We start from the raw sequence: 20,759 nt of genomic DNA on the forward strand, positions 1-20,759 counted from the left end.
ATTACCCGTCTCAGCTGACAAAATATAGCGCTTATACACGCGTGTTTGCTCACATACTGAGAGTGGATAACGAAACATCATCGTTACTATCACAAGTAAGTGTATCGGCTACAATAACTTAATGTTTATTTTATTTAGCACTTAAGTACTAATGTTTTTACTGGTACAACCAGTTTTAGGGGAGGAAGGCCCTCTCAAATAGCGCTTTTTTAGCGCCAAGCGATATTAAACTGATGCTCTACGCCGAGACGCTAACGAGCGATGATGTGTTTAGGTTGAGTAGCGTCATACTTTGTCCCCACACGTAACCCGTATCTAAGCCAATAAACCGAGAATTATTTGTTTGGCCAGATAGAGCGGCCCAGTGCCCAAATACCACTCGCTGATCATCACCGAGCTTTTTATTCTCAACGTCAAACCACGGTCTTAATGTGCTACTGGTGCTGTGTGATACTGCGCTAGGATGTGATTTATTATCAAAATCGAGTGTGCCATCTGTATGAACAAACCGCATGCGCGTACACGCATTCACGATAAAGCGCAGGCGCTCATCATCTTCAAGTTTATCCGCCCAGTTGTTGGGTTTATTTCCGTACATCTTTGAAAGAAAAGAGGCGTAATCATCGGATTTAAGGATATTACTCACTTCGTCACTGAGTGATACGCACTCATCGATAGACCATTTAGGATAAAGTCCAGCGTGCACCATTACCGAGTTTTCATCTAATTTCATCGCTAGGGGAAATTGACGAAGCCAGTCGATCAGGTCATCCAAATCAGAAGCGTTAAGTAATGGCTCTAATTTATCTGATTTTTTAGGTTGGCGAACGCCGTTTACAACAGCGAGTAAGTGTAGGTCATGGTTACCTAAAACACTGCTAAACTGACTTCCGAGAGATTTCAAAAAGCGCAGTGTGCTTAATGAATCTTCTCCTCTTGCAACCAAATCACCGACGGCAAGTAGCTTATCGTTTGTCTCGTCAAACTTTACTTTATCTAATGCGCGACGAAGACCCTCATAGCAGCCTTGAATATCGCCAATGACGTAGGTGTTACCTTGCGACATAGAAACCTTAGTGAAGAATACTTGGAATGGCTAAACGAAATACATTTACAGGAACACGAAAACGCTCACCGCCTTCCAGTTCCATTACGTAATAGCCTTCCATATTGCCAACCGGTGTGTCAATCACTGCGCCACTAGTATAGTCAAAACTCTCGCCAGCTTTCATAATTGGTTGCTTACCAACCACGCCATCACCTTCAACTTCTGACGTTTTACCGTTTGCGTCGGTTATCTTCCAATAGCGACTAAGCAACTGCACCGTGTGTTCGCTATTGTTTTCAATCGTAATGTGATAGGCAAACGCAAACTGCTTGGAGTCAGAGGGAAGGTGGTCAGGAAGGTGGCGGGTTTTTACCCGCACCTTAATATCAAGTACATCCATAGAGAACTTACTGCTCTTGTTGGTGCTCTTTTGCCGACACAGCATTAGCTATGGTGGCAAAATCGTTTAGCGATAGTACTTCTGCGCGAGAAGTTGGATCTATCCCTAACTCACGAATTTCTTCCTCACTTAAGCTATCTTTCAGTGAGTTACGAATAGTTTTTCGGCGCTGATTGAACGCCTGTGCACAAACACGTTCTAGTGTATTTACAGACTCTACATCTACAGGTGGGGCCTGATGTGGGACAAGCTTAACAACCGCAGAGTCTACCTTCGGGGGCGGCTTAAAGGCACCCGGAGGAACATTTAAGACAGGGATTACGTGGCAGTAATACTGCGCCATAACAGAAAGCCTACCGTAATTTTTAGACCCCGGTCCCGCTGCTAATCGGTTTACAACTTCTTTTTGCAGCATAAAGTGCATGTCTTCAATGCAGTGAGCATGGTCAAAAAGATGGAACATTAGCGGCGTTGAAATGTTGTAAGGCAAGTTACCAAACACCCGAAGCTTTTTGTCTTTTATTGGCATTTCTTTGCACAAAGCACCGAAATCCATTGTCATCGCATCTTGTTCAATAACGGTAAGTTTATCGCCGTTAAATGGATGGTGTCGTAGTCGTTTGGCAAGATCTCGGTCTAGCTCAATAACGGTTAATGCGTCAACTTCCTCACAAACGGGGTCTGTTAACGCACCTAAACCCGGCCCAATTTCTACCAGGTTTTGCTCGTTTTTAGGTGCAATCGCGGCAACGATTTTTCCTATCACATACTCGTCGTGAAGGAAGTTCTGCCCAAATCGCTTTCTGGCCGTATGGCCTAAGTGTGTTTTACTCATTGTTGATGATGTGCAAGCTCAATGGCTTTTTCCAATGCTTTTCTGAAACTACCGGCGTCGGCTTCACCGGTTCCTGCTAAATCTAATGCAGTACCGTGATCGACTGAAGTGCGCACAAAAGGTAATCCTAATGTGATATTCACTGACGCCCCAAAACCTTTATATTTTAACACGGGTAAGCCTTGGTCGTGATACATAGCTAGCACTACATCGGCATTTTCTAGGTATTTAGGTTGAAATATGGTGTCAGCAGGCAGTGGGCCTGTAATATTTAAGCCTTCATCTCTAAGCTCGTTGAGCGCAGGGATAATAGTATGAATTTCTTCAGTGCCAATATGACCATCTTCACCTGCGTGTGGATTTAAACCACACACGTAAATGTGGGGCTCTTTAATGCCAAACTTCAGCTTTAGGTCAGTATTGATAATATGAATAACTTTGTGCAGGCGCTCGCGAGTTATTGCTTTTGCTACATACTCAAGGGGAATATGTGTAGTAGCAAGTGCCACATTCAGACCTTCAGTTGCCAGTAGCATAACCACATCGATAGTGTTCGACTGGTAAGCGAAAAACTCTGTATGGCCGCTGAAAGATACACCCGCTTTGTTGATGATCCCTTTGTGCACTGGGCCAGTCACAACAGCATCGAAGTCGCCATCCATATTAGCCTGACAGGCTTGGCGCAAGGTCTCTACAACATAAAGTCCATTTTCACTATCGAGCGTTCCAGGGGTAACTTCAACGGATTTGTCTATCTGCTTTATAAACAACGAACCCGCAGCTTGTATCTGCGGGTTATTTGTATCGTATTCGATTAGCGTTAACGGAAGCCCTAAGGCGCTCGCTCGTGCTTTCAGCATGTCGCCATCGGCAAACACGACAAGCTGGGCTTGCCATGTTTCCTGGGCCAGTTTGATGATTAAATCTGGCCCTATACCTGCCGGTTCTCCCGGCGTTATTGCTATTTTAATTGGTGTACTCATGAATAACTTATTATTAAGATTCGACAACTTCGACGTAAGCGGCATCGCGCATCTCACGTAACCAGTTCTCGGTTTCTTCTGAAAATTTACGATTGAAGATAAGCTGGTACGCTTTATCTTCTTTACGCTTATCTGTTGCGTCATCCATACGGCGGTCGATAAGTTGAATTAAGTGCCAGCCGTGAACCGTGCGTACTGGGTCACTGAACTCACCAGGCTCAAGCTGTGATAATGCATCTTTAAACTCAGGTACATAGTTGCTTGGGTCAGACCAACCTAGTTCTCCACCGCGAAGGGCAGACCCAGGATCTTCTGAATATTCTTTGGCAAGCTCTGCAAAATCCGCTTCATCATTTTTCACTTCTTCTTTGAAGCGCACTAGCATTTCTCTCGCTTTATCTTCACTCAAAATAATCGAGGGCTTAACCAGAATATGACGAGAGTTAACTTCTTCAACAGTGACTTTCTCAATGCCGCGAGTATCTAATACTTTAAGGATGTGAAAACCTGCACCGCTTCGGATAGGACCAACAAGGGCGTCTTTATCTTTGTCTTGAATTGCTTCAGCGAATAGCGTTGGCATTGCGTTAATATTAAGCCATCCCATATCACCACCTTCCAAGGCTTCGTTACCCGATGATGATGCAATAGCAATTTTAGCAAAATCAGAACCCGATTCTAATAGCGCAATAACTTTATCAGCGCGCTCTCGCGACGCTTGAATGTCTTCGTCAGTAGGTTCAGGTGGGAAACCAATCAGAATATGACCTAAACGGTATTCTGCCTGATTTGCCCCTTGTTGTTCCATTAGCTCTACTAGCGTATCTATTTCTTGAGGCGTGATATAAACGCGGCGACGCACGTTAGCGCGGCGTACTTCACCCATGATAATCTCTTCACGAATATCTTCACGATAGTCGTCGTATGCGATGCCTTCAGCGGCTAATTGGGCGCGAAGCTCTTCAATATTAGCGTTTTGATTAGCCGCAATATTACCAATGGTTTGCTCAAGTTGGGGATCGCTTATACGAATACCCATGCGCTCAGCCATTTGTAGCTGTAGGCTCTTTGTGATTAAGCGTTCAATTGCCTGTGTACGAAGCGCTCGATCTGAAGGAAGTTGTTGATTATTAGCTTCGGCATTGCGCTTAACTTCTTCTATAAGGGCTTCAATTTCGCTTTCAAGCACAACGCCTTGGTCAACGATTACAGCGACACGGTCAAGCATCACTTCTTGCGCAACACTGTTAAACGAGAGTAGGGCACCTAACATCAATGCACGGATAATGAACTTCATACACACTCTTTTATTATTGGTTGATTGCATTTAAGCGCGGTTAAGCGCTCAACTGCGGGTTAATTTAAACTATAAGGCTGACGATAGCCAAACATACCGTCTTCAAGCATGCTTCTTTGGGTTCCCGATGAACCAATGCCTTTGAAAATAAACTGGAGCGATACACCAGAGTCAAAGTCGTCAGTTGTCTGGACACCGCTGTCGTTATAGCGGTTGTTCAGACTGCGCTGTGCGACCAGTCGAACCGCCCAACAGCAAGATTCATATTGAATGCCTGCGTAGGTTTCCACACTTCTATTGCGCTCTAGATCACGGTAGGTACGACCAACCCATTGCCAATTCTCAGAAATTGGCCAACTTGCTGAAATACCAATTTGATCAATGGTTTCACCACTTAAGTCGCGAACATAGCGATGACTCAGCTGAATAAAGCGTGCGTCATCCTTACGGTATTCAATACCCACGCTGCTTAAATCAACTTTATCTGTGTCAGTGGTAACTTGAACATCAGAATGGAAAAACCAATTTTTGTTAAAGCGCCAATCAACCTCAGCGGCCAGGGCCGAGCGGTCTTGGTTTTTTGTGGCTGCAATGACTTTATTATCTTCAAGGTAGAATATCTGACCCACACTAAGAACGAATTGTTCCCGATTGTTTTTATCTAACATGCGTGTGGTTGCGCCAAGGGTAATTTGGTTGTTATCGCTAATTCTATCAAGGCCTGTAAATTCTTGGCCTCGAAACAAGCCTTCAACGTCAGTTAGTAGCGGCGTCGAGTCATAGAAGCCGATAGCGGTTTGATCTTCATAAGACGTGTAAAGATACTGCACCTTGGGTTCGAGGGTCATTGACATATCGTCACTAAACCACGACGTGTCTCTCTCAAAATATAGAGCACCGTATAGGCGAGCTTGCCCCAGCGTACGTTCCACATCTTCTTTTAAGTCAGTACCTTCCACATTATCTTGCTGGTACACGGTTTGAAACAGCGTGGTTTCTGCCACGAGTTCACCCCACGCAGCGCGAACTGGTACAGCAAGCGTTGGCGCAATATGAAAGCGGGTAGCCGTCGGCGCACTGTCTAACGTGTTATCAAAGTGGGCAATTTCTGAATCAAGATTGAACTCAAGGTATTTACCCAAGTCTTTACTGTAGTTAACTTTAATTTCTGGAACCGCCCGATAGCTGTCGGCAGTATCACCCAAAACTTCAAAGTCTTTTATATGCATATTGATTGAAAGGTTTTGAGAGTAGTAGCTCAAGCCAATGCTTCGGTATAAATGGGTATCAGAACGGCTGTAGTAGTCTGAACCAAGGTCGACTATATAGTTGTCATCACTCAAGCCGTTAAAATCAATATTGAGCAGCCAATTATCAGCAATTAACCCTTGATGCTCTAAGCGATAAAAATACCTGTCTGGATTCCCTGAAATATCTGAATCGCTGGGTAAATACTCGACATATGCTTTACCCTGACTACGCTCTGTTAAGTAGCGAAATTCAGTATTTAGCTGAAGGCCGCGAAGGGTCATCAACCTAGGTGAAATCGTCATGTCGTAGTTAGGTGCAATGTTCCAGTAAAAAGGCTGAGTGTAGTCTACACCTGTTCGACTAGAGCTGGTCAGTTCAGGGAATAGTAAGCCGGTTTGTCGTTCATTGCTTACTGGAAACGCAAAGTAAGGTAAGTAAAATACCGGAACATCGGCAATGTAGAATCGGGTGTGTTTGGCTTGGCCCCATACGGTCCCTTTTTCCAAGCTGATTTCGCTGGCGCGGATCATCCAGTCTTCATCACCCTCCGGGCACGTAGAAAAACTAACTTCTTTAAGCACTATGCCGGTATCTGTATCTAATACAATATCTTCGGCTGCCCCTTGCCCTACAAAACCCGTTAATTTATAGCGGGTGTTTTGCATCTCTAAACGCTCTTCTTCAGAACGCAAAGTTACGGCATCACTTTCCACTTTTAGCTGCGCGTCTTGGTAAGTCACATCGCCTTTAGCAATGAGGTCTCGGCCACTGCCAGTGACCTGGGCTTGAGACGCACTAATTACCGCCGTGTCTGACGTTATGTCTACGTTGCCAGAGAACAATGCCACAGTGTCTTGAATGATTTCCGTTCGGTTAGCTTCAACCTTTACGTGGCCTTTGGGCATTAACGCCTGGCTACTAAAAGTAACAGGTTCGACCGAGCAAAATGCAAGAGGCGCTGCACTTGAGGCTGATTGAGAATTTGAAGCTGTCGTTTCCTGTGCAAACGCGACTGTAGGCAAAAGAGTCGCGGAAACAAGCATGGCGCAGGTGTTTTTCATGCGTTAATGGGTGGCCTGTTTTGTTGTATGTTGCTTTTAAACCCAAGTAAGACGGTATTCGTCTCGGTTAGTTCGACATAACGTTTAAAAAAACCAGTGATTAATCCCTTTATCTTCCTTACTGTCGGAGGATTAGGGCGTTCACTAACTATTACTATTTTAATTAAGCGGTCAATTCTAAGCACTTCTGCCGTAATTACCAACCATTCAGACAAAAAAATGCACTTTTAAACACTTTACTTATCAAACTGTGAAAGGAATTGAGTAGTGTATCTTGATTTATCTTCACTTAGACCAAAAATTTAGTCGTTGGGCTATCACATTTTAATAAGCCAGTTTTAAGTGGTTTGTGCGCTAGTATTCTAAACCGCTTGCTGCACTGGTTAATATACTTAAGCATTTGATATGATGATGTACTTAGCACGCTGTGCACGGCGTGAGCTAAACACTGCAACATCAAATTTTTATACAGTGCACCAACGGAGTATGACGCGATGTCAATTTGGGGAAAAATCCTCGGCGCCTTATTTGGCTTTATGTTTCTTAAAATACCTGGCGCTATTCTTGGTCTGATTGTCGGGCACTTTTTTGATAAAGCCTACCGCCAAGATTTCAATCAGTTAGGTGGCTTTGGCCGCTTTTTTACTGATCAAAACAACCTAAAACAGCAGGCGATTTTTTTTCACAGCTTGTTTAGCGCATTAGGCCACCTTGCTAAGTCCGACGGTAAGGTGACCGACAGAGAAATCCAAATTGCTACAGCGTTAATGGATGAAATGCGTCTAACAGGCGATGCCCGCCGCGAAGCGCAAGACGCATTTCGAGAAGGTAAAGCGCGCGACTTTCCGCTCGTTGATACGTTAAAAGGCTTCTATGATGCCAGTCACGGTCGGCGAGATATTCTTCAAGTCTTCCTAGAAATCCTTATTCAAGCTGCGTTTGCAGACGGTCAGCTTTCTCAAGAAGAGTACAATGTATTAGAAAAAGTGGCGAAACCACTGGGCTTTAGACGCCGTGACTTAGACTATTTAATTTCGATGTATGAAGCCGAAATTCGCTTTAGGCAGCGGGCTCATTCTGGCGCGGGGCAGCGAGGAAATGCTGGCGCTGGTCATCACCAGTACCGTCAGTCGGGTCAGCAGTCGGCCTACTCAGAGCAGCAAAGCTTAGATGATGCCTATCGCATATTAGGTGTGTCGGCATCTGACGATGAAAAGACAATAAAACGTGCCTATAGAAAGCGTATGTCTGAGCATCACCCAGATAAACTGGTATCTAAAGGGCTACCTGAGCAGGCAATGGAAATAGCGAAAAAGAAGGCCCAGGATATTCAGTCAGCCTATGAGCTGATTAAACAAAAGCGTGGCTTTTAAATGGCAAAACCTGAACGTGAATTAACTTATGTGCCTGCAGCAAGTCAGGCGCATATCGATGATTTTATTGAAATGTTGTGGCTTGAGAAAGGGTTGTCAGATCATACTCAGCAAAGCTATCGTACCGACCTCACTAAGCTGGCTATTTTTAGCAACAATCAAGGTGTAAAAGATATTGCTGTACTGACCACTGAGCAGTTACAGGATTATTTAGCCTTTCGACACGACCAAGGGCTGTCTACTCGCAGTACGCAACGGGCGCTTAGCGCTATTCGCGCGTTTTTCGTTTTTCTAATCAGTAAGCAGGTGCGTGTAGATAGCCCAGTTTCCGCGCTATCTAACCCAAAAACGCCTAAAGCTTTGCCTTCCTCACTCAGTGAGCAGCAAGTTGAAGATTTGCTGAATGCGCCCCTTACCGACGACCCTATTGAATGTCGGGATAAAAGCATGCTTGAAGTACTTTATGCCACCGGGCTTCGGGTGAGTGAACTAATAGGGTTGACGATGGACCAAGTGAGCCTTCAGCAAGGCGTTGTGCGGGTGGTCGGTAAAGGAAACAAAGAGCGCTTAGTGCCCCTTGGTGAAGATGCCATTGATTGGTTGTTGACCTACATTAAAACGGCGCGGCCTATTCTAGCGAGTAAAGCATCTGACGTAGTTTTCTTAAGTAAGCGTGGACAAAAAATGACGCGCCAAACATTTTGGCATCGCATTAAGTATTATGCGGTTAAAGCGGGAATTGAGCAGCATCTGTCTCCTCACACGTTGCGCCATGCATTTGCCACACACCTATTAAACCATGGCGCTGATTTGCGCGTGGTTCAAATGCTGTTGGGGCACAGCGATTTATCAACTACCCAAATTTATACTCATGTAGCTACAGAGCGTCTACAAACGCTTATTCATAGTCATCACCCTCGTGGCTAATATAAGAACTGAAAAAAGAATGCTACAAATGGGTCTTTGGACACGACGAGACTCGGCTAAGACATGTCGTAAATGAAAAGGTGTGTGATAGGATACTCAAACAAGAGCTCTTTTAAGAAAATCTTTGAGGGTAAACGCATTGGTTTAACGCGTTAAATTAACGGTGAAGTATATTGGCCAAATCGTTTACTCATATTCATTTAGCTATTATTTGTGACGTAATAAGTACGCAGAGCAGTAAAAGTTAGCGTCAGTAGTGCAATTTTTTGCTAAGTTTTACGGTCTAAAAGTAATAAGTGTAAAAATTTTTAGCGATTGCTTTAAGTCGAAAGATACCTATACAAGCAACCGCACATCAGGCCTGTAAGAACAACCAAGCTTATTAGGCAAATTGGAGAGTATTTAGTGAAAGCAGTAAAGAAAGTATTATTAGCCAGTGTAGTCGCAGCAGGTTCACTGCTAGGGCTTAGCGCACAGGCGGCTGATGAAGCGGCTATCCGTGATAAATTAACATCGATGCTAGGGTTAGATGTCGAAACTATTGCAGACTCTCCCGTATCTGGATTAGTTCAGGTTTCTACAAACCGCGGTTTGTTTTACGTAAGTGAAGACGGGCAGTATTTGCTCCAGGCCCGTGTGTTTAATATCGACGAAGAAATGCGAAACGAAACAGAGCTAGCCCTTTCTGGACTGCGCAAAGAAGGCGTGGCTTCAATGGAATCGTCATCGATTACGTTTAAAGCTAAAAATGAAAAACACGAAATTAGCGTATTTACAGATATTACCTGTGGTTACTGCCGTAAGTTTCATAACGAAATTGATGATCTCAACGACGCGGGTATTACCGTGCATTATCTTGCATTTCCGCGTTCTGGGCTAAACAGCGAAAACTACAATGATATGGTGTCGGTGTGGTGTGCCAAAAACCCGCAAAAAGCACTAACCAGTGCCAAAGCAGGTAATGACGTGGTAAGCGCAAGCTGCAAAAACAAAGTAGCCGAGCAATATATGCTAGGTCAAAAGTTAGGGGTAAACGGTACGCCAAACATTGTATTGCCAGACGGTTCACTTGTGCCTGGTTACCAGCCCGCCGCGTTACTAGCTAAAGCATTAGAGGAAGCTGAATAGCCTTTCAGTTCTTAACGTTGAATATGAGAAAAACGCACGCTTTGTGCGTTTTTTTGTTTTCTGCGGTATGATTCGTTCTCATATTTTCTCACGTTTTTTCGTTCAGTTTTACTTTGCTGTTCTCACGGGCTTTTACTTGGAATCTGCACTAATTAACAAGTGTCTTAACTCCAATTCTTTTATTTAAAGTCTATTTGAACTGGCATCGACAACTACATTTACAGTATTGGTTAGTGGTATTTCATGATTTTGCCTATTGTTCGCCGCGAAGTGTCCGGCCCCTCGTTAAGTTCAGATTTACACCCTGTTATCGATAGAATTTATCGCGGTCGTAATATTGCGAATATGGATGATTTGGAAAATGGTCTAAAAGGGCTAACTCACTTCAATGTTTTGAAGGGGATGCCGCAAGCCGCACAAATTCTTGCCCATGCTGTTGTGCAAAATAAACGGATTATTATTGTTGGCGATTTCGACGCTGATGGGGCAACCAGTACATCGGTATGCATATTAGCGCTTCGAGCCATGGGCTATCACAACGTTGATTTTCTTGTTCCTAACCGCTTTGACTTTGGTTATGGGCTTAGCGTACCCATCGTGGATGAAGCTGCGAAGCAAGGGGCAGAAGTTATTGTTACGGTGGACAATGGTATATCTTGTATTGACGGTGTAACCCATGCAAAGTCGTTGGGAATGCAGGTTGTTGTTACCGATCACCATTTGCCAGGTGACGTGCTACCTCCAGCTGATGCGATAGTGAACCCTAACCAACCTGGCTGTGAATTCCCTTCTAAAAATTTAGCTGGGGTAGGCGTTGCCTTCTATATCATGCTTGCGCTTAAAGCCGAGCTACAGCAGCAAGGGCATTTTGAAAAATCGGGGTTGGCGCCACCAAATCTAGCGTCGCTGCTTGATATTGTAGCTGTTGGTACTGTGGCCGATGTAGTAGTGCTAGATAAAAATAACCGAATTTTGGTTCATCAAGGCCTTCAGCGCATTCGGGCGGGTAAGTGTCGACCTGGCATTAAAGCCTTAGTTGAAGTGGCAAACCGCGATTGCGCTCACTTAACCTCAACTGACTTGGGCTTTGTGGTTGGGCCAAGGCTCAATGCTGCAGGTAGATTAGACGACATGTCGCAAGGCATTGCGTGCTTGTTAGAAGATGAAACGATTCAAGCGCGAATGATCGCTGCGGAACTCGATGCGCTTAACAAGGAACGCCGTGAAATTGAGACCGGCATGAAAGCGCAAGCGGAAAGCGTGCTAGAGCAAATGGCGCTGGATGAAGGCGATATGCCAAGCGCACTAGTGGTTTATCGCGAAGACTTCCACCAGGGTGTTATTGGTATTGTGGCAGGGCGTTTGAAAGAGAAGTATCTAAAGCCTGTTATCGCTTTTGCCCATCAAGACGACGAAATCATTAAAGGTTCGGCGCGCTCTATTCCTGGCGTACACATCCGCGACGTACTTGATGAAGTCAATACACGCTACCCGGGTGTTATCGAAAAATTTGGCGGGCATGCCATGGCTGCTGGATTGAGCTTGCCCGTAGCTAAGCTTCAAGACTTCGAGCGTGCTTTTGTTGATACTGCACGTGCCCACATGGCAAAGCTTGATGGGAATCATGCTTTACTTTCCGACGGTGACTTGTCGTCGAAAGAGCTGTGTTTACCCTTTGCGCATTTATTGCGTCAAGCAGGTCCGTTTGGACAGGGCTTTGAATCACCACTATTCGATGGTGAATTTGCACTACTTGACCAACGCTTAGTTGGCCAAAAGCACCTGAAAATGGTGTTAAAAAGTGACGGCGCTAACGAGGTCGATGCTATTGCGTTTAACGTTGATTTAAAATCATGGCCGAATGCCATGGTTAAACGTGTGCATATTGCCTATCGACTTGATATCAATGTATTTCGCGGTCAGGAAACCGTGCAGCTTATTGTGGAGCAAATAGAAGCGCGTTAGCAGAAGTAAGCTCACACGCAGAATAAAGCCAATAAACCTAACAAACGATAAGCGCAAAGTAGGAAAGAAGAGGCAAGGGTGAAAAGCGAAAGACAGAAGCTGGTGGAAAAGCACAGTCAGCTGAATCAAACCGACAATGCTAAAGTGATTTCCCACGTTCAGCGGGAAGAGAAAGACAGCGACTGGGTGCGCCACACCATTATGCTGGAAGGCATTGATGTCCCTTTTATCTACCGACGTAAACAGCAATACCAAAGTTTAAAAGGCGCGCGGGTAAACGTAACCTATTATCGCCACGTTGAAGAGGTGGCTGGCATTGAGTTTGAAACCATGAAAGTGGTGAGAATAAAACGCAGCTAATATTAACGTTACCAGCGGTAACACTTTGGCCACAATCAAAACACAGTGAACAACAATGAATAATGAATGGTTAAATGCCTATGTACTGCATAGACGCCCTTACAGGGAGACCAGCTATATTGTTGACTTTTTTACCCTGGAAGAAGGGCGTGTTAGTGCCGTGGCGAAAGGGGTAAAAAACAGCAAATCAGATAAGAAAAGCCTGCTTCAACCTTTTCAGCATCTTCGCTTACAGTTAAGCGGAAAGTCGGAGTTAAAAAATTTACGTCACGTTGAAAGTGTCTCACCCTCCATCAATCTTGTGGGGACGGCTTTATTTTGCGCCATGTACGTTAACGAGCTAACTAATCGCGTTATGCCGGCGGGGCTTGCCAGCGATGGCGTTCACAACGCTTATGAAAATGCGTTGCTATCTCTTCGCGATGAGTGCGACATAGAAGTGACCTTACGCCAGTTCGAATTTGCACTACTTGATGAAATGGGGCTGTTGCCCGATTTTACTACCGACGTCGAATACGAAATGCCTATAGAAGAAAGTGGTAGCTACCACTTTCAGATAGACGCGGGCTTTGTGCGCCTGCCTGACGATATGGCGGGGACCCGCGGTATGCGAGGCTTTCCCGGGCAAGCGCTGCTTAGCTTGTCACAGGGGGAGTTTACGCCGCTTAGTAAAAAGGTGGCTAAGGTGCTTTGCCGTGACCTACTCAAACCTCTGATTGGCGACAGGCCACTTAAAAGCCGCGAACTTTTTATGCCTAAACCGCGGTAATAGCATTAAATTATTTTCTCTTAACTCAAATGCTTAAACAGCACGCTCTATAAAAAAGTTTGCTACAATTGCGTCTTTCTTTAAAAGGGTCGTTGTGCCCTTAAAATAACGTTTTGAACATGAAGAGCGGGTCTCTTCTGTCGCACTTACAGGCTAGGTGGTGAAATGAGCACGATTTTATTAGGCGTTAACATCGACCATATCGCAACGCTACGCAATGCGCGCGGTACACATTATCCAGATCCAGTACATGCAGCGGATATTGCAGAGCGCGCAGGTGCAGACGGCATAACGGTTCATTTACGTGAAGACCGCCGTCATATTAAAGACCGCGATGTGCGCATTTTAGCGCAGACGATCAATACTCGACTCAATCTGGAAATGGCAGTAACTGATGAAATGCTGGCAATTGCAGAAGAAGTAAAGCCTGTTTTTTGTTGCTTAGTACCAGAAAAGCGCGAAGAGCTGACTACCGAAGGTGGTCTTGATGTGGCAGGGAATTTTGACAATATCAAAGCGGCGTGCGAGCGACTTGCTAACGCGAACATTTTGGTGTCGTTATTTATTGATGCCGACAAAGCGCAAATTGACGCGGCAGCAGCATGTAACGCTCCTTACATCGAAATTCATACAGGCCAATATGCAGAAGCCACCAGCGAGGAAGAGCAGCATAAAGAGCTAGCGCGTTTAGTTGAAGGCATTGAATACGCCGATAGCTTAGGACTTAAAGTGAATGCAGGTCACGGCTTGCACTACCACAATGTTAAGCCTATTGCGGCTATCCCTCAGTTAATCGAACTTAATATTGGCCACGCTATCATTGCTCGTGCCGCGTTTGACGGCCTTCACACGGCTGTTGCTGATATGCGCAAGCTAATGCTTGAAGCGCGAGCGGGCATTTAACGACAGATTCAATAGGGTGTAGATAACGTGGCGATTGCGGGGTTAGGTACTGACATTGTAGAGATAGCGCGTCTTGGTAAAGGTGACGGTGCGAATGAACGCTTAGCCAAGCGAGTACTTACACCTGCCGAGTGGCAGCAGTTTAGTGAGCACGGTACGCCGGTTCGCTTCTTGGCCAAGCGTTTTGCCGCCAAGGAAGCTGCAGTAAAAGCCCTTGGTACTGGAATTGGAAACGGGATCAGCTGGCAGCATGTAGAAGTGCGCAATAATGATTTAGGCGCGCCAGAGCTCCATTTTTCCGGTGAGTTTGCTGCAATATGCAAAAACCGAGGTATCACGCGAAGCGTGATCAGTATTTCAGATGAGCAGAATTATGCTGTCGCCACCGTTATACTAGAGTCTGAATAGAACAACAGGCCCCAAACCTAATTAGGCGGCTTCTATTTAGTAAGCGCGTGCAGAAACCTCTACTAACATCAAACCACGTAAAGCAAGTAATCGGAGTCACACTTGGCAAACCTTTTCAAACAATCTCGCAGCAAGCAAAAAGGCAAAACGTCGCTTACTGAACGTGGCGCTTCAAAAAAAGGGAATGCTAGAGCCAACGCACAGGTCGCTGGACTTCGATTTGGGAAAAGCAAAAAAGCTGCGGATAGCAGTGAAACTCAAAAGCCTAACACGGTCACCATTGAAGATTTAGACTGGATGGGTCATGGTGTGGTGCGCGGCAATCCTATGGTATTTGTTGAAGGTGCCCTTGTGGGAGAAACCTGCGACATAGAGGTGCTATCTAGCAAAAAGAAAGTCATTAACGCCAAGGCAACAAACATTCATTCGCCAAGTGATGAAAGACAAGCGCCTTTTTGCCCTGTGTTTGATGCATGTGGCGGGTGTCAGCTACAGTATATAAAGCCTGACGCTGCCCTTGAGCAAAGAGACAATGCCCTTAAAGTGATGATGGAACGCCAGCTTTCAATGAAGCCAAATGTTTGGCAAGCACCGCTAGTGGGGCCGCGCCCTCAATATCGCAGGAAAGCAAGATTGGCTATAGATGCTCGCAACCCTAACCACATTAAGTTGGGCTTCCGTGAACCAAATAGCAACAAAGTTATCAATGTAGAAACATGCCCAATATTGGTTGACCCGATATCTAAACTCATTGGCCCTTTACGTGATGCGCTTACAGGGTTTGAGTCAGCACGCCATATTGGACATATCAGCCTTATTGCGGGCGACAACATCTCGCACCTTGTGATTAAACACACCAAAGCCCTCGAGGCTGAGCTTATTGATACAGTAAGCGAATTGGTGAACAAGAGTACATCGGCTAGCGGCTTCGGTATTGAATTAAAGCTTGAAAATAAGCAGGGGCAAATTCGCGGTGTAGGCCATGACACTGACATAATTATGAACACAGTAAATGGCTGCTCAATTTCCCCAAGTGCCAACGACTTTATCCAAATTAATAAAGTGGTAAACGAAAAAATGATTACCCAGGCTACAGGCTGGCTAAATCCGAAGCCTAACGAGCTTATAGCCGACTGGTTCAGCGGTCTGGGCAATTTTACTTTGCCTATTGCTAAGTTAGGTGCAAAGGTTCAGGCGGTAGAAGGTGTGGCAGAGATGGTGCGCCGCGCCAAAGACAATGCACAGCAACAGGGCATTGAAACTGTTGAGTGGCTGCATTTAGATTTGGCCGATAAGACCAACGTTGAGGCTTCATTACAGCAAGGCTTTGATAAAGTATTACTCGACCCTTCAAGAGAAGGGGCGTTGACCGTTTGTCATGCGCTTGTAAAAGCACTACCAAAAACGATAGTGTATGTTTCTTGCAACCCAAGTACGTTTTCTAGAGACGCAAAGGTGTTGATAGACGGAGGTTATGAAATGGAAAAAGCGGGCGTAGCAGAAATGTTCCCCTTCACCCATCACATGGAAATGATGGCCTTGTTTACGCGAAAGCAGCAGTAACGAGTAAAGGATATGGTATCAACAAGAAAGGTCCACGAAGCCGACCGGCCTCCTTTTGAAGCCTGGTTAGATAGCCTTGAGCTGAGTGCAGAAACAAAAGATAAGCTAAGTGCAGTGTCAACTATCCCTGAGCGACTGTTGGTTGGACAGGAAATGGTTGAGATTTTGTGTCAGCTTAATATGGATGATGCAACGCTTCAGGCTGCCCTTGTTTTTCCTTATTGCGAACAGCACGCTTTAAGTGAAGAAGATATACATGAAGAGTTTGGCGGAGAAATACGCGACCTAATCGTTGGCGTGCGCCGAATGGATGCCATTAAGTCGTTACATGCGCGTAAAGTGAATGGCTCTGGCTTTGCCGAAAGGTCAGACGAACAGCATATCGACAGTATTCGCCGCATGCTGTTAGCGATGGTGGAAGACGTGCGTGCCGTTGTGATCAAAATGGCAGAACGTATTTGTGCATTGCAACAGGTTAAGAAAGCCGATGAAGAAACCCGCGTTATGGTGGCTCGAGAGTGTGCCAGCATCTATGCGCCTTTGGCAAACCGCTTGGGCATTGGTCAGTTAAAGTGGGAACTTGAAGATCTCGCGTTTCGCTACCTACACCCCATTACCTATAAACAAATCGCTAAGCAGTTAGATGGCAAGCGCAGAGAGCGCGCCGAGTACATAGAAACCATAGTAGGCGACTTGCAAGGCTTACTTGATAGCGAACAAATCCGCGCTGACGTATACGGCCGCCCTAAGCATATATTCAGCATTTGGAAAAAAATGCAGAAAAAGCGCCTTACGTTTGAGCAGCTTTTTGATATTCGTGCGGTGCGTATTATTGCCGAGCGACTGCAAGATTGTTACGCCGCGCTTGGTACGGTTCACGCCAGTTACAAGCACCTACCGAATGAATTCGACGACTACATTGCAACTCCCAAACCTAACGGTTACCAGTCTATTCACACGGTTATTGTGGGGCCAGAAGGGAAGTCGGTAGAGATTCAAATTCGCACGCAGAAAATGCATCAGGATGCAGAGCTGGGTGTGGCTGCTCACTGGAAATATAAAGAGGGCAGTACGGGCAAGCAGTCAGGCTATGACGAGCGTATAAACTGGCTTCGTCGCATATTAGCGTGGCAAGAGGAAGTGGCTGAGTCTGGCGATTTAGTTGAAGAACTTCGCAGCCAGGTGTTTGACGATAGGGTGTACGTGTTCACCCCCAAAGGCGATGTTATTGACCTTCCCCAAGGCGCTACGCCGCTTGATTTTGCTTACTACATTCACAGTAACGTGGGACATCGCTGTATTGGCGCAAAAGTGAATGGGCGAATAGTGCCTTTCACTTATTTACTGCAAAGTGGCGATCAGATAGAAGTGCTCACCGGAAAAGAGCCAAATCCAAGTCGCGATTGGATGCACCCAGGCCTTGGCTATGTGCATTCATCGCGGGCCCGTGCCACTATCCATTCCTTCTTTAAAAAGCAGGACAGAGACAAAAATCTTGCTGCCGGTAAAGAGCTGCTAGAACGCGAACTTCAGCGTGCCCACTTGCCCGCTAAAGTACCTAATGAAGCATTTGAGAAGTTTAACTTACAAACCCTCGATGACTTGTACACTGCGGTAGGTGCCGGTGATGTGCGCGTTATGCAGGTGATTAACTTTATTCATCACTTGCAGGAGCCGCCAGCCCCAGAACCCGAAATTAGTCCTAAGGTTAAAACGCGCAAAACTGCGGCCGGGACGGGCAAAAAAGATGCAGTGGTGGTGCAGGGCGTGGGCCACTTAATGAGCCAGCTGGCGAATTGCTGTAAGCCAGTACCAGGCGAAGCAATTTTAGGCTATATCACACAAGGCCGTGGCGTAAGCGTTCACAAAGAAAGCTGCGACCAGCTGCAACACTTGTTGTCACAACACCCAGAACGTCAAATAGAAGTGAATTGGTCACAAGAGCTTAAAGTAGGTTTTGAGACGGGTATTGATATATTTTGTCACGATAGAACTGGCCTGTTGCGCGATATTACTACGGTATTGGCGAATGAAAACGTGCCGCTTTTAGGCGTGAACAGCCTAAGTGATAAAAATAGGCAGACGGCGCTTATCACTATTTCGATAGAGGTTCAGGACCTCGATACGGTGTCTAAAGTGTTAACCCGATTGCGACAGCTTAAAGGCGTGACAGATGCAAAACGCAAACAAAGCTAAGCTTAGCGAAATGCAGCGGCTGCTAGACATTATGACGCAGCTGCGCGACCCGCAATCTGGGTGCCCGTGGGATGTGAAACAAACCATGGAAAGCCTAACTCGCTACACCATAGAAGAAGCCTACGAAGTGGCTGATGCTATTGCCACGGGTGATATGCACGATATCAAAGATGAGTTGGGTGATTTGCTGTTTCAAGTAGTGTTTTACGCGCAGATAGCCAGTGAATCGAAGGCATTTTCTTTTGACGATGTGGCGCAAAGCATTAGTGATAAGCTGGTGCGCCGGCACCCTCATGTGTTTGCGAACGCGCTTGCATCTGAAGGTGTCAGCGATACAAATAAAAACGTCACGGTCGAACGTACCCAATTGAACGACAGTGCTTTAAACGCGCAGTGGGATGCTATCAAAGCCCAAGAAAAGCGGCTTAAAAATCAGCGTTTAAAGCAAGACGATGAAGCAATAGAAACCAGTATTTTACATAGCGTACCCAAAGGTATGCCGGCACTCATGTATGCGCAAAAGCTGCAGAAAGCCTGCGCAAAGGTAGGGTTTGATTGGCCTGATGCCGCACCTGTCATAGATAAAGTGCGTGAGGAAGTGGAAGAGATTCAGCAAGAGCTGGATACGAAGCAACGCCTACTATCTGCAAGCAGTGCTGACGAAAAGCCTTCAAGCAATGATATGCATGACAACCAACAAGCGATTGAAGAAGAAATTGGCGATGCACTTTTTGCCATGGTTAATCTGGCAAGGCATTGCAAAGTAGATGCTGATACCGCACTTAGAAACGCCAGTAACAAGTTTGCTAACCGTTTTAAAGGCGTAGAGCGCTTGGCGGCTGAACAGGGCGACAAGCTCGACGCATTGACGCTTGATGAAATGGAAGCGCTGTGGCAGCAGGTCAAGCAGTCGTCTAACACTCAGTAATTGTACGTCACAGCATATTAAAAGTCTGCTTAGACTGATAACGTGAATGCCGCGCTGGTGCAGAGGTATGTGAGTCTTCAGTTAGAACGAATTACAAATACCGCTGCAGCCAAAAGACAAAATAGACTAGTGCCAGAAGTAAGATGGGCAGCGTTCGCTTTTGTGTTTTGGTTAGAGCAGATGATTTCGTACGCTTCCATGTCATCATCACCCCTGTTGCAGAAAGCGTTGTTAAACCAACACCAAATACAAACCAAATTAACTTAGTCAAAAGCCCACCGAAGTATCCAAAGTGCAGCGGGTCTGCGTATTCATTCAGGTAGTTAGTCCAGGCCATATTTTTGGGCTCTTGTACGCCAACAATACGCTGATTGGTTATATCAATATCTACTTTATGCGCGCGTTCACGCAGCAAAGGGTTATTGCTTATACCTGTGAATCGCAGTGTTGCTGTGTCTGAGTTAGGAAATAGTACACCGGTGATCTGCCAGTCCTCAATGGCTTGCAATGCCTTCTGAAACGCACTGGAAAACTGCGTGGTTGATACAGGGTTAACTTGCTCATAATTTGAAATGACAGTGGCCTTAGGTGCGCGAGGTTCAAATCGATTGCCTGTAACAGCGGCACCGAATTCAAATAAATACCACCAACTGGTTATAACTATGACAACGAAAAACCAGATGCTCCACAACCCAAGTAGTTTATGAAGGTCGCTCAGTAGTATTCTTGGGCCTTGGTTTAGGCGAAGCCGAGTAATGGCGGTCTTCCAGTTTCGAGTTGTTTTTAGGCCCGTATACAGCGAGATAGCAAGAATGAATGCAAAAAAGGTAACGGTTGGTAAGCCAAGATAATTAGGCATAAAAAGATAGCGGTGAAAGTCTCGAAAGAACCGCTGAATCGTCAAAATAGGAATATCACCTGTCACTTCATAGGTGTACTGATCCACGTGGATAAAACGGTCATGACCATCGGGAAATTCTGCTCTGACACGGTAGGTGAAATTATCATGCCCCATGGTCGAGATGGATTTTACCTTTGCTTGTTCTGCATAGTTAAGCGTAGCCTCATAGATACTGTTCCACTTAACAATTTCATCATCGGCGTTGTCTAGGCTGCTAGAAGGCGTATTAAACGTGCGCATTTCCTCAAATACAAGCCAATCAATTTCATTGGATACCGTAGCAATAGTGCCCGTTGCAACAATAATAAAAAGCACCAGTGAGAGCTGAAAACCTACCCACGCGTGCAAGTTATATAACTTCTTTAGGTACTTTCTTTGCGCGGTTTTATCGTTGGTCATGAAATACTTGTGTAAGGTAAAAGACAAGCCCTGCATGGTGCAGGGAACATTGTAAAAAGCTCGG

General features: G+C 45.6%; 18 protein-coding genes. 11 read left to right on the forward strand and 7 right to left on the reverse strand.

All coding sequences use genetic code 11. From position 1 onward, the window contains the following. Positions 1-238: 238 nt before the first annotated feature. The 6 genes from E5672_RS00890 to lptD are packed head-to-tail and all read right to left on the reverse strand — an operon-like array spanning position 239 to position 6,875. Positions 239-1,066, reverse strand: coding sequence for a symmetrical bis(5'-nucleosyl)-tetraphosphatase (locus tag E5672_RS00890; RefSeq protein WP_136780519.1), 828 nt, complete (start codon positions 1,064-1,066; stop codon positions 239-241). Positions 1,067-1,073: 7 nt separating this feature from the next. After that, a complete protein-coding gene (apaG, locus tag E5672_RS00895) occupies positions 1,074-1,448 on the reverse strand; it encodes a Co2+/Mg2+ efflux protein ApaG (RefSeq protein WP_136780520.1) in 375 nt (124 codons plus the stop codon). A gap of 7 nt (positions 1,449-1,455) precedes the next feature. Next, a complete protein-coding gene (rsmA, locus tag E5672_RS00900; RefSeq protein ID WP_136780521.1) occupies positions 1,456-2,283 on the reverse strand; it encodes a 16S rRNA (adenine(1518)-N(6)/adenine(1519)-N(6))-dimethyltransferase RsmA in 828 nt (275 codons plus the stop codon). Next, entirely contained in the window at positions 2,280-3,266 is a 987-nt protein-coding gene (gene pdxA, locus E5672_RS00905) for a 4-hydroxythreonine-4-phosphate dehydrogenase PdxA (RefSeq protein ID WP_136780522.1), read from the reverse strand. Before pdxA ends, rsmA begins: the two co-directional genes overlap by 4 nt. A gap of 13 nt (positions 3,267-3,279) precedes the next feature. Continuing rightward, positions 3,280-4,593, reverse strand: coding sequence for a peptidylprolyl isomerase SurA (surA, locus tag E5672_RS00910; RefSeq protein WP_276606280.1), 1,314 nt, complete (start codon positions 4,591-4,593; stop codon positions 3,280-3,282). A gap of 29 nt (positions 4,594-4,622) precedes the next feature. Then, complete coding sequence (gene lptD / locus E5672_RS00915) at positions 4,623-6,875, reverse strand: LPS assembly protein LptD (RefSeq protein ID WP_136780524.1); 2,253 nt, start codon at positions 6,873-6,875, stop codon at positions 4,623-4,625. A 494-nt stretch (positions 6,876-7,369) separates the two neighbouring features. Between lptD and djlA the strand changes: the two genes are divergently transcribed. The 11 genes from djlA to mazG all read left to right on the forward strand — a co-directional run bounded on the left by djlA (position 7,370) and on the right by mazG (position 19,395). Further along, positions 7,370-8,248: a co-chaperone DjlA gene (gene djlA, locus E5672_RS00920; RefSeq protein ID WP_136780525.1), complete on the forward strand. Its 879-nt coding sequence runs from the start codon at positions 7,370-7,372 to the stop codon at positions 8,246-8,248. After that, positions 8,249-9,175, forward strand: a complete 927-nt coding sequence (gene xerD, locus E5672_RS00925; protein ID WP_136780526.1) for a site-specific tyrosine recombinase XerD — start codon at positions 8,249-8,251, stop codon at positions 9,173-9,175. 405 nt (positions 9,176-9,580) lie between these two features. Then, entirely contained in the window at positions 9,581-10,303 is a 723-nt protein-coding gene (gene dsbC / locus E5672_RS00930; protein WP_205676463.1) for a bifunctional protein-disulfide isomerase/oxidoreductase DsbC, read from the forward strand. Between the two features lie 243 nt (positions 10,304-10,546). Then, the gene (gene recJ / locus E5672_RS00935) at positions 10,547-12,268 is read left to right on the forward strand and encodes a single-stranded-DNA-specific exonuclease RecJ (RefSeq protein WP_136780528.1); all 1,722 of its coding nucleotides are present in this window, start codon (positions 10,547-10,549) and stop codon (positions 12,266-12,268) included. Between the two features lie 78 nt (positions 12,269-12,346). Beyond that, positions 12,347-12,628, forward strand: a complete 282-nt coding sequence (locus tag E5672_RS00940; RefSeq protein ID WP_014997360.1) for a hypothetical protein — start codon at positions 12,347-12,349, stop codon at positions 12,626-12,628. Between the two features lie 55 nt (positions 12,629-12,683). Continuing rightward, complete coding sequence (recO, locus tag E5672_RS00945; RefSeq protein ID WP_136780529.1) at positions 12,684-13,397, forward strand: DNA repair protein RecO; 714 nt, start codon at positions 12,684-12,686, stop codon at positions 13,395-13,397. A 165-nt stretch (positions 13,398-13,562) separates the two neighbouring features. Continuing rightward, positions 13,563-14,300: a pyridoxine 5'-phosphate synthase gene (pdxJ, locus tag E5672_RS00950; protein WP_061439574.1), complete on the forward strand. Its 738-nt coding sequence runs from the start codon at positions 13,563-13,565 to the stop codon at positions 14,298-14,300. Between the two features lie 27 nt (positions 14,301-14,327). Continuing rightward, positions 14,328-14,708, forward strand: coding sequence for a holo-ACP synthase (gene acpS / locus E5672_RS00955; protein WP_136780530.1), 381 nt, complete (start codon positions 14,328-14,330; stop codon positions 14,706-14,708). A gap of 102 nt (positions 14,709-14,810) precedes the next feature. Next, entirely contained in the window at positions 14,811-16,271 is a 1,461-nt protein-coding gene (rlmD, locus tag E5672_RS00960) for a 23S rRNA (uracil(1939)-C(5))-methyltransferase RlmD (RefSeq protein ID WP_136780531.1), read from the forward strand. A gap of 12 nt (positions 16,272-16,283) precedes the next feature. After that, a complete protein-coding gene (gene relA, locus E5672_RS00965; protein WP_136780532.1) occupies positions 16,284-18,467 on the forward strand; it encodes a GTP diphosphokinase in 2,184 nt (727 codons plus the stop codon). Further along, a complete protein-coding gene (gene mazG, locus E5672_RS00970) occupies positions 18,445-19,395 on the forward strand; it encodes a nucleoside triphosphate pyrophosphohydrolase (protein ID WP_136780533.1) in 951 nt (316 codons plus the stop codon). Before relA ends, mazG begins: the two co-directional genes overlap by 23 nt. A 91-nt stretch (positions 19,396-19,486) precedes the next feature. On the opposite strand, the gene E5672_RS00975 is transcribed toward mazG, so the two are convergent. Continuing rightward, on the reverse strand, positions 19,487-20,695 hold the full coding sequence (locus E5672_RS00975; protein ID WP_136780534.1) for a PepSY-associated TM helix domain-containing protein: 1,209 nt from the start codon (positions 20,693-20,695) through the stop codon (positions 19,487-19,489). Positions 20,696-20,759: the final 64 nt, after the last annotated feature.

Source organism: Alteromonas portus (assembly GCF_005117025.1).
GTDB lineage: Bacteria > Pseudomonadota > Gammaproteobacteria > Enterobacterales > Alteromonadaceae > Alteromonas > Alteromonas portus.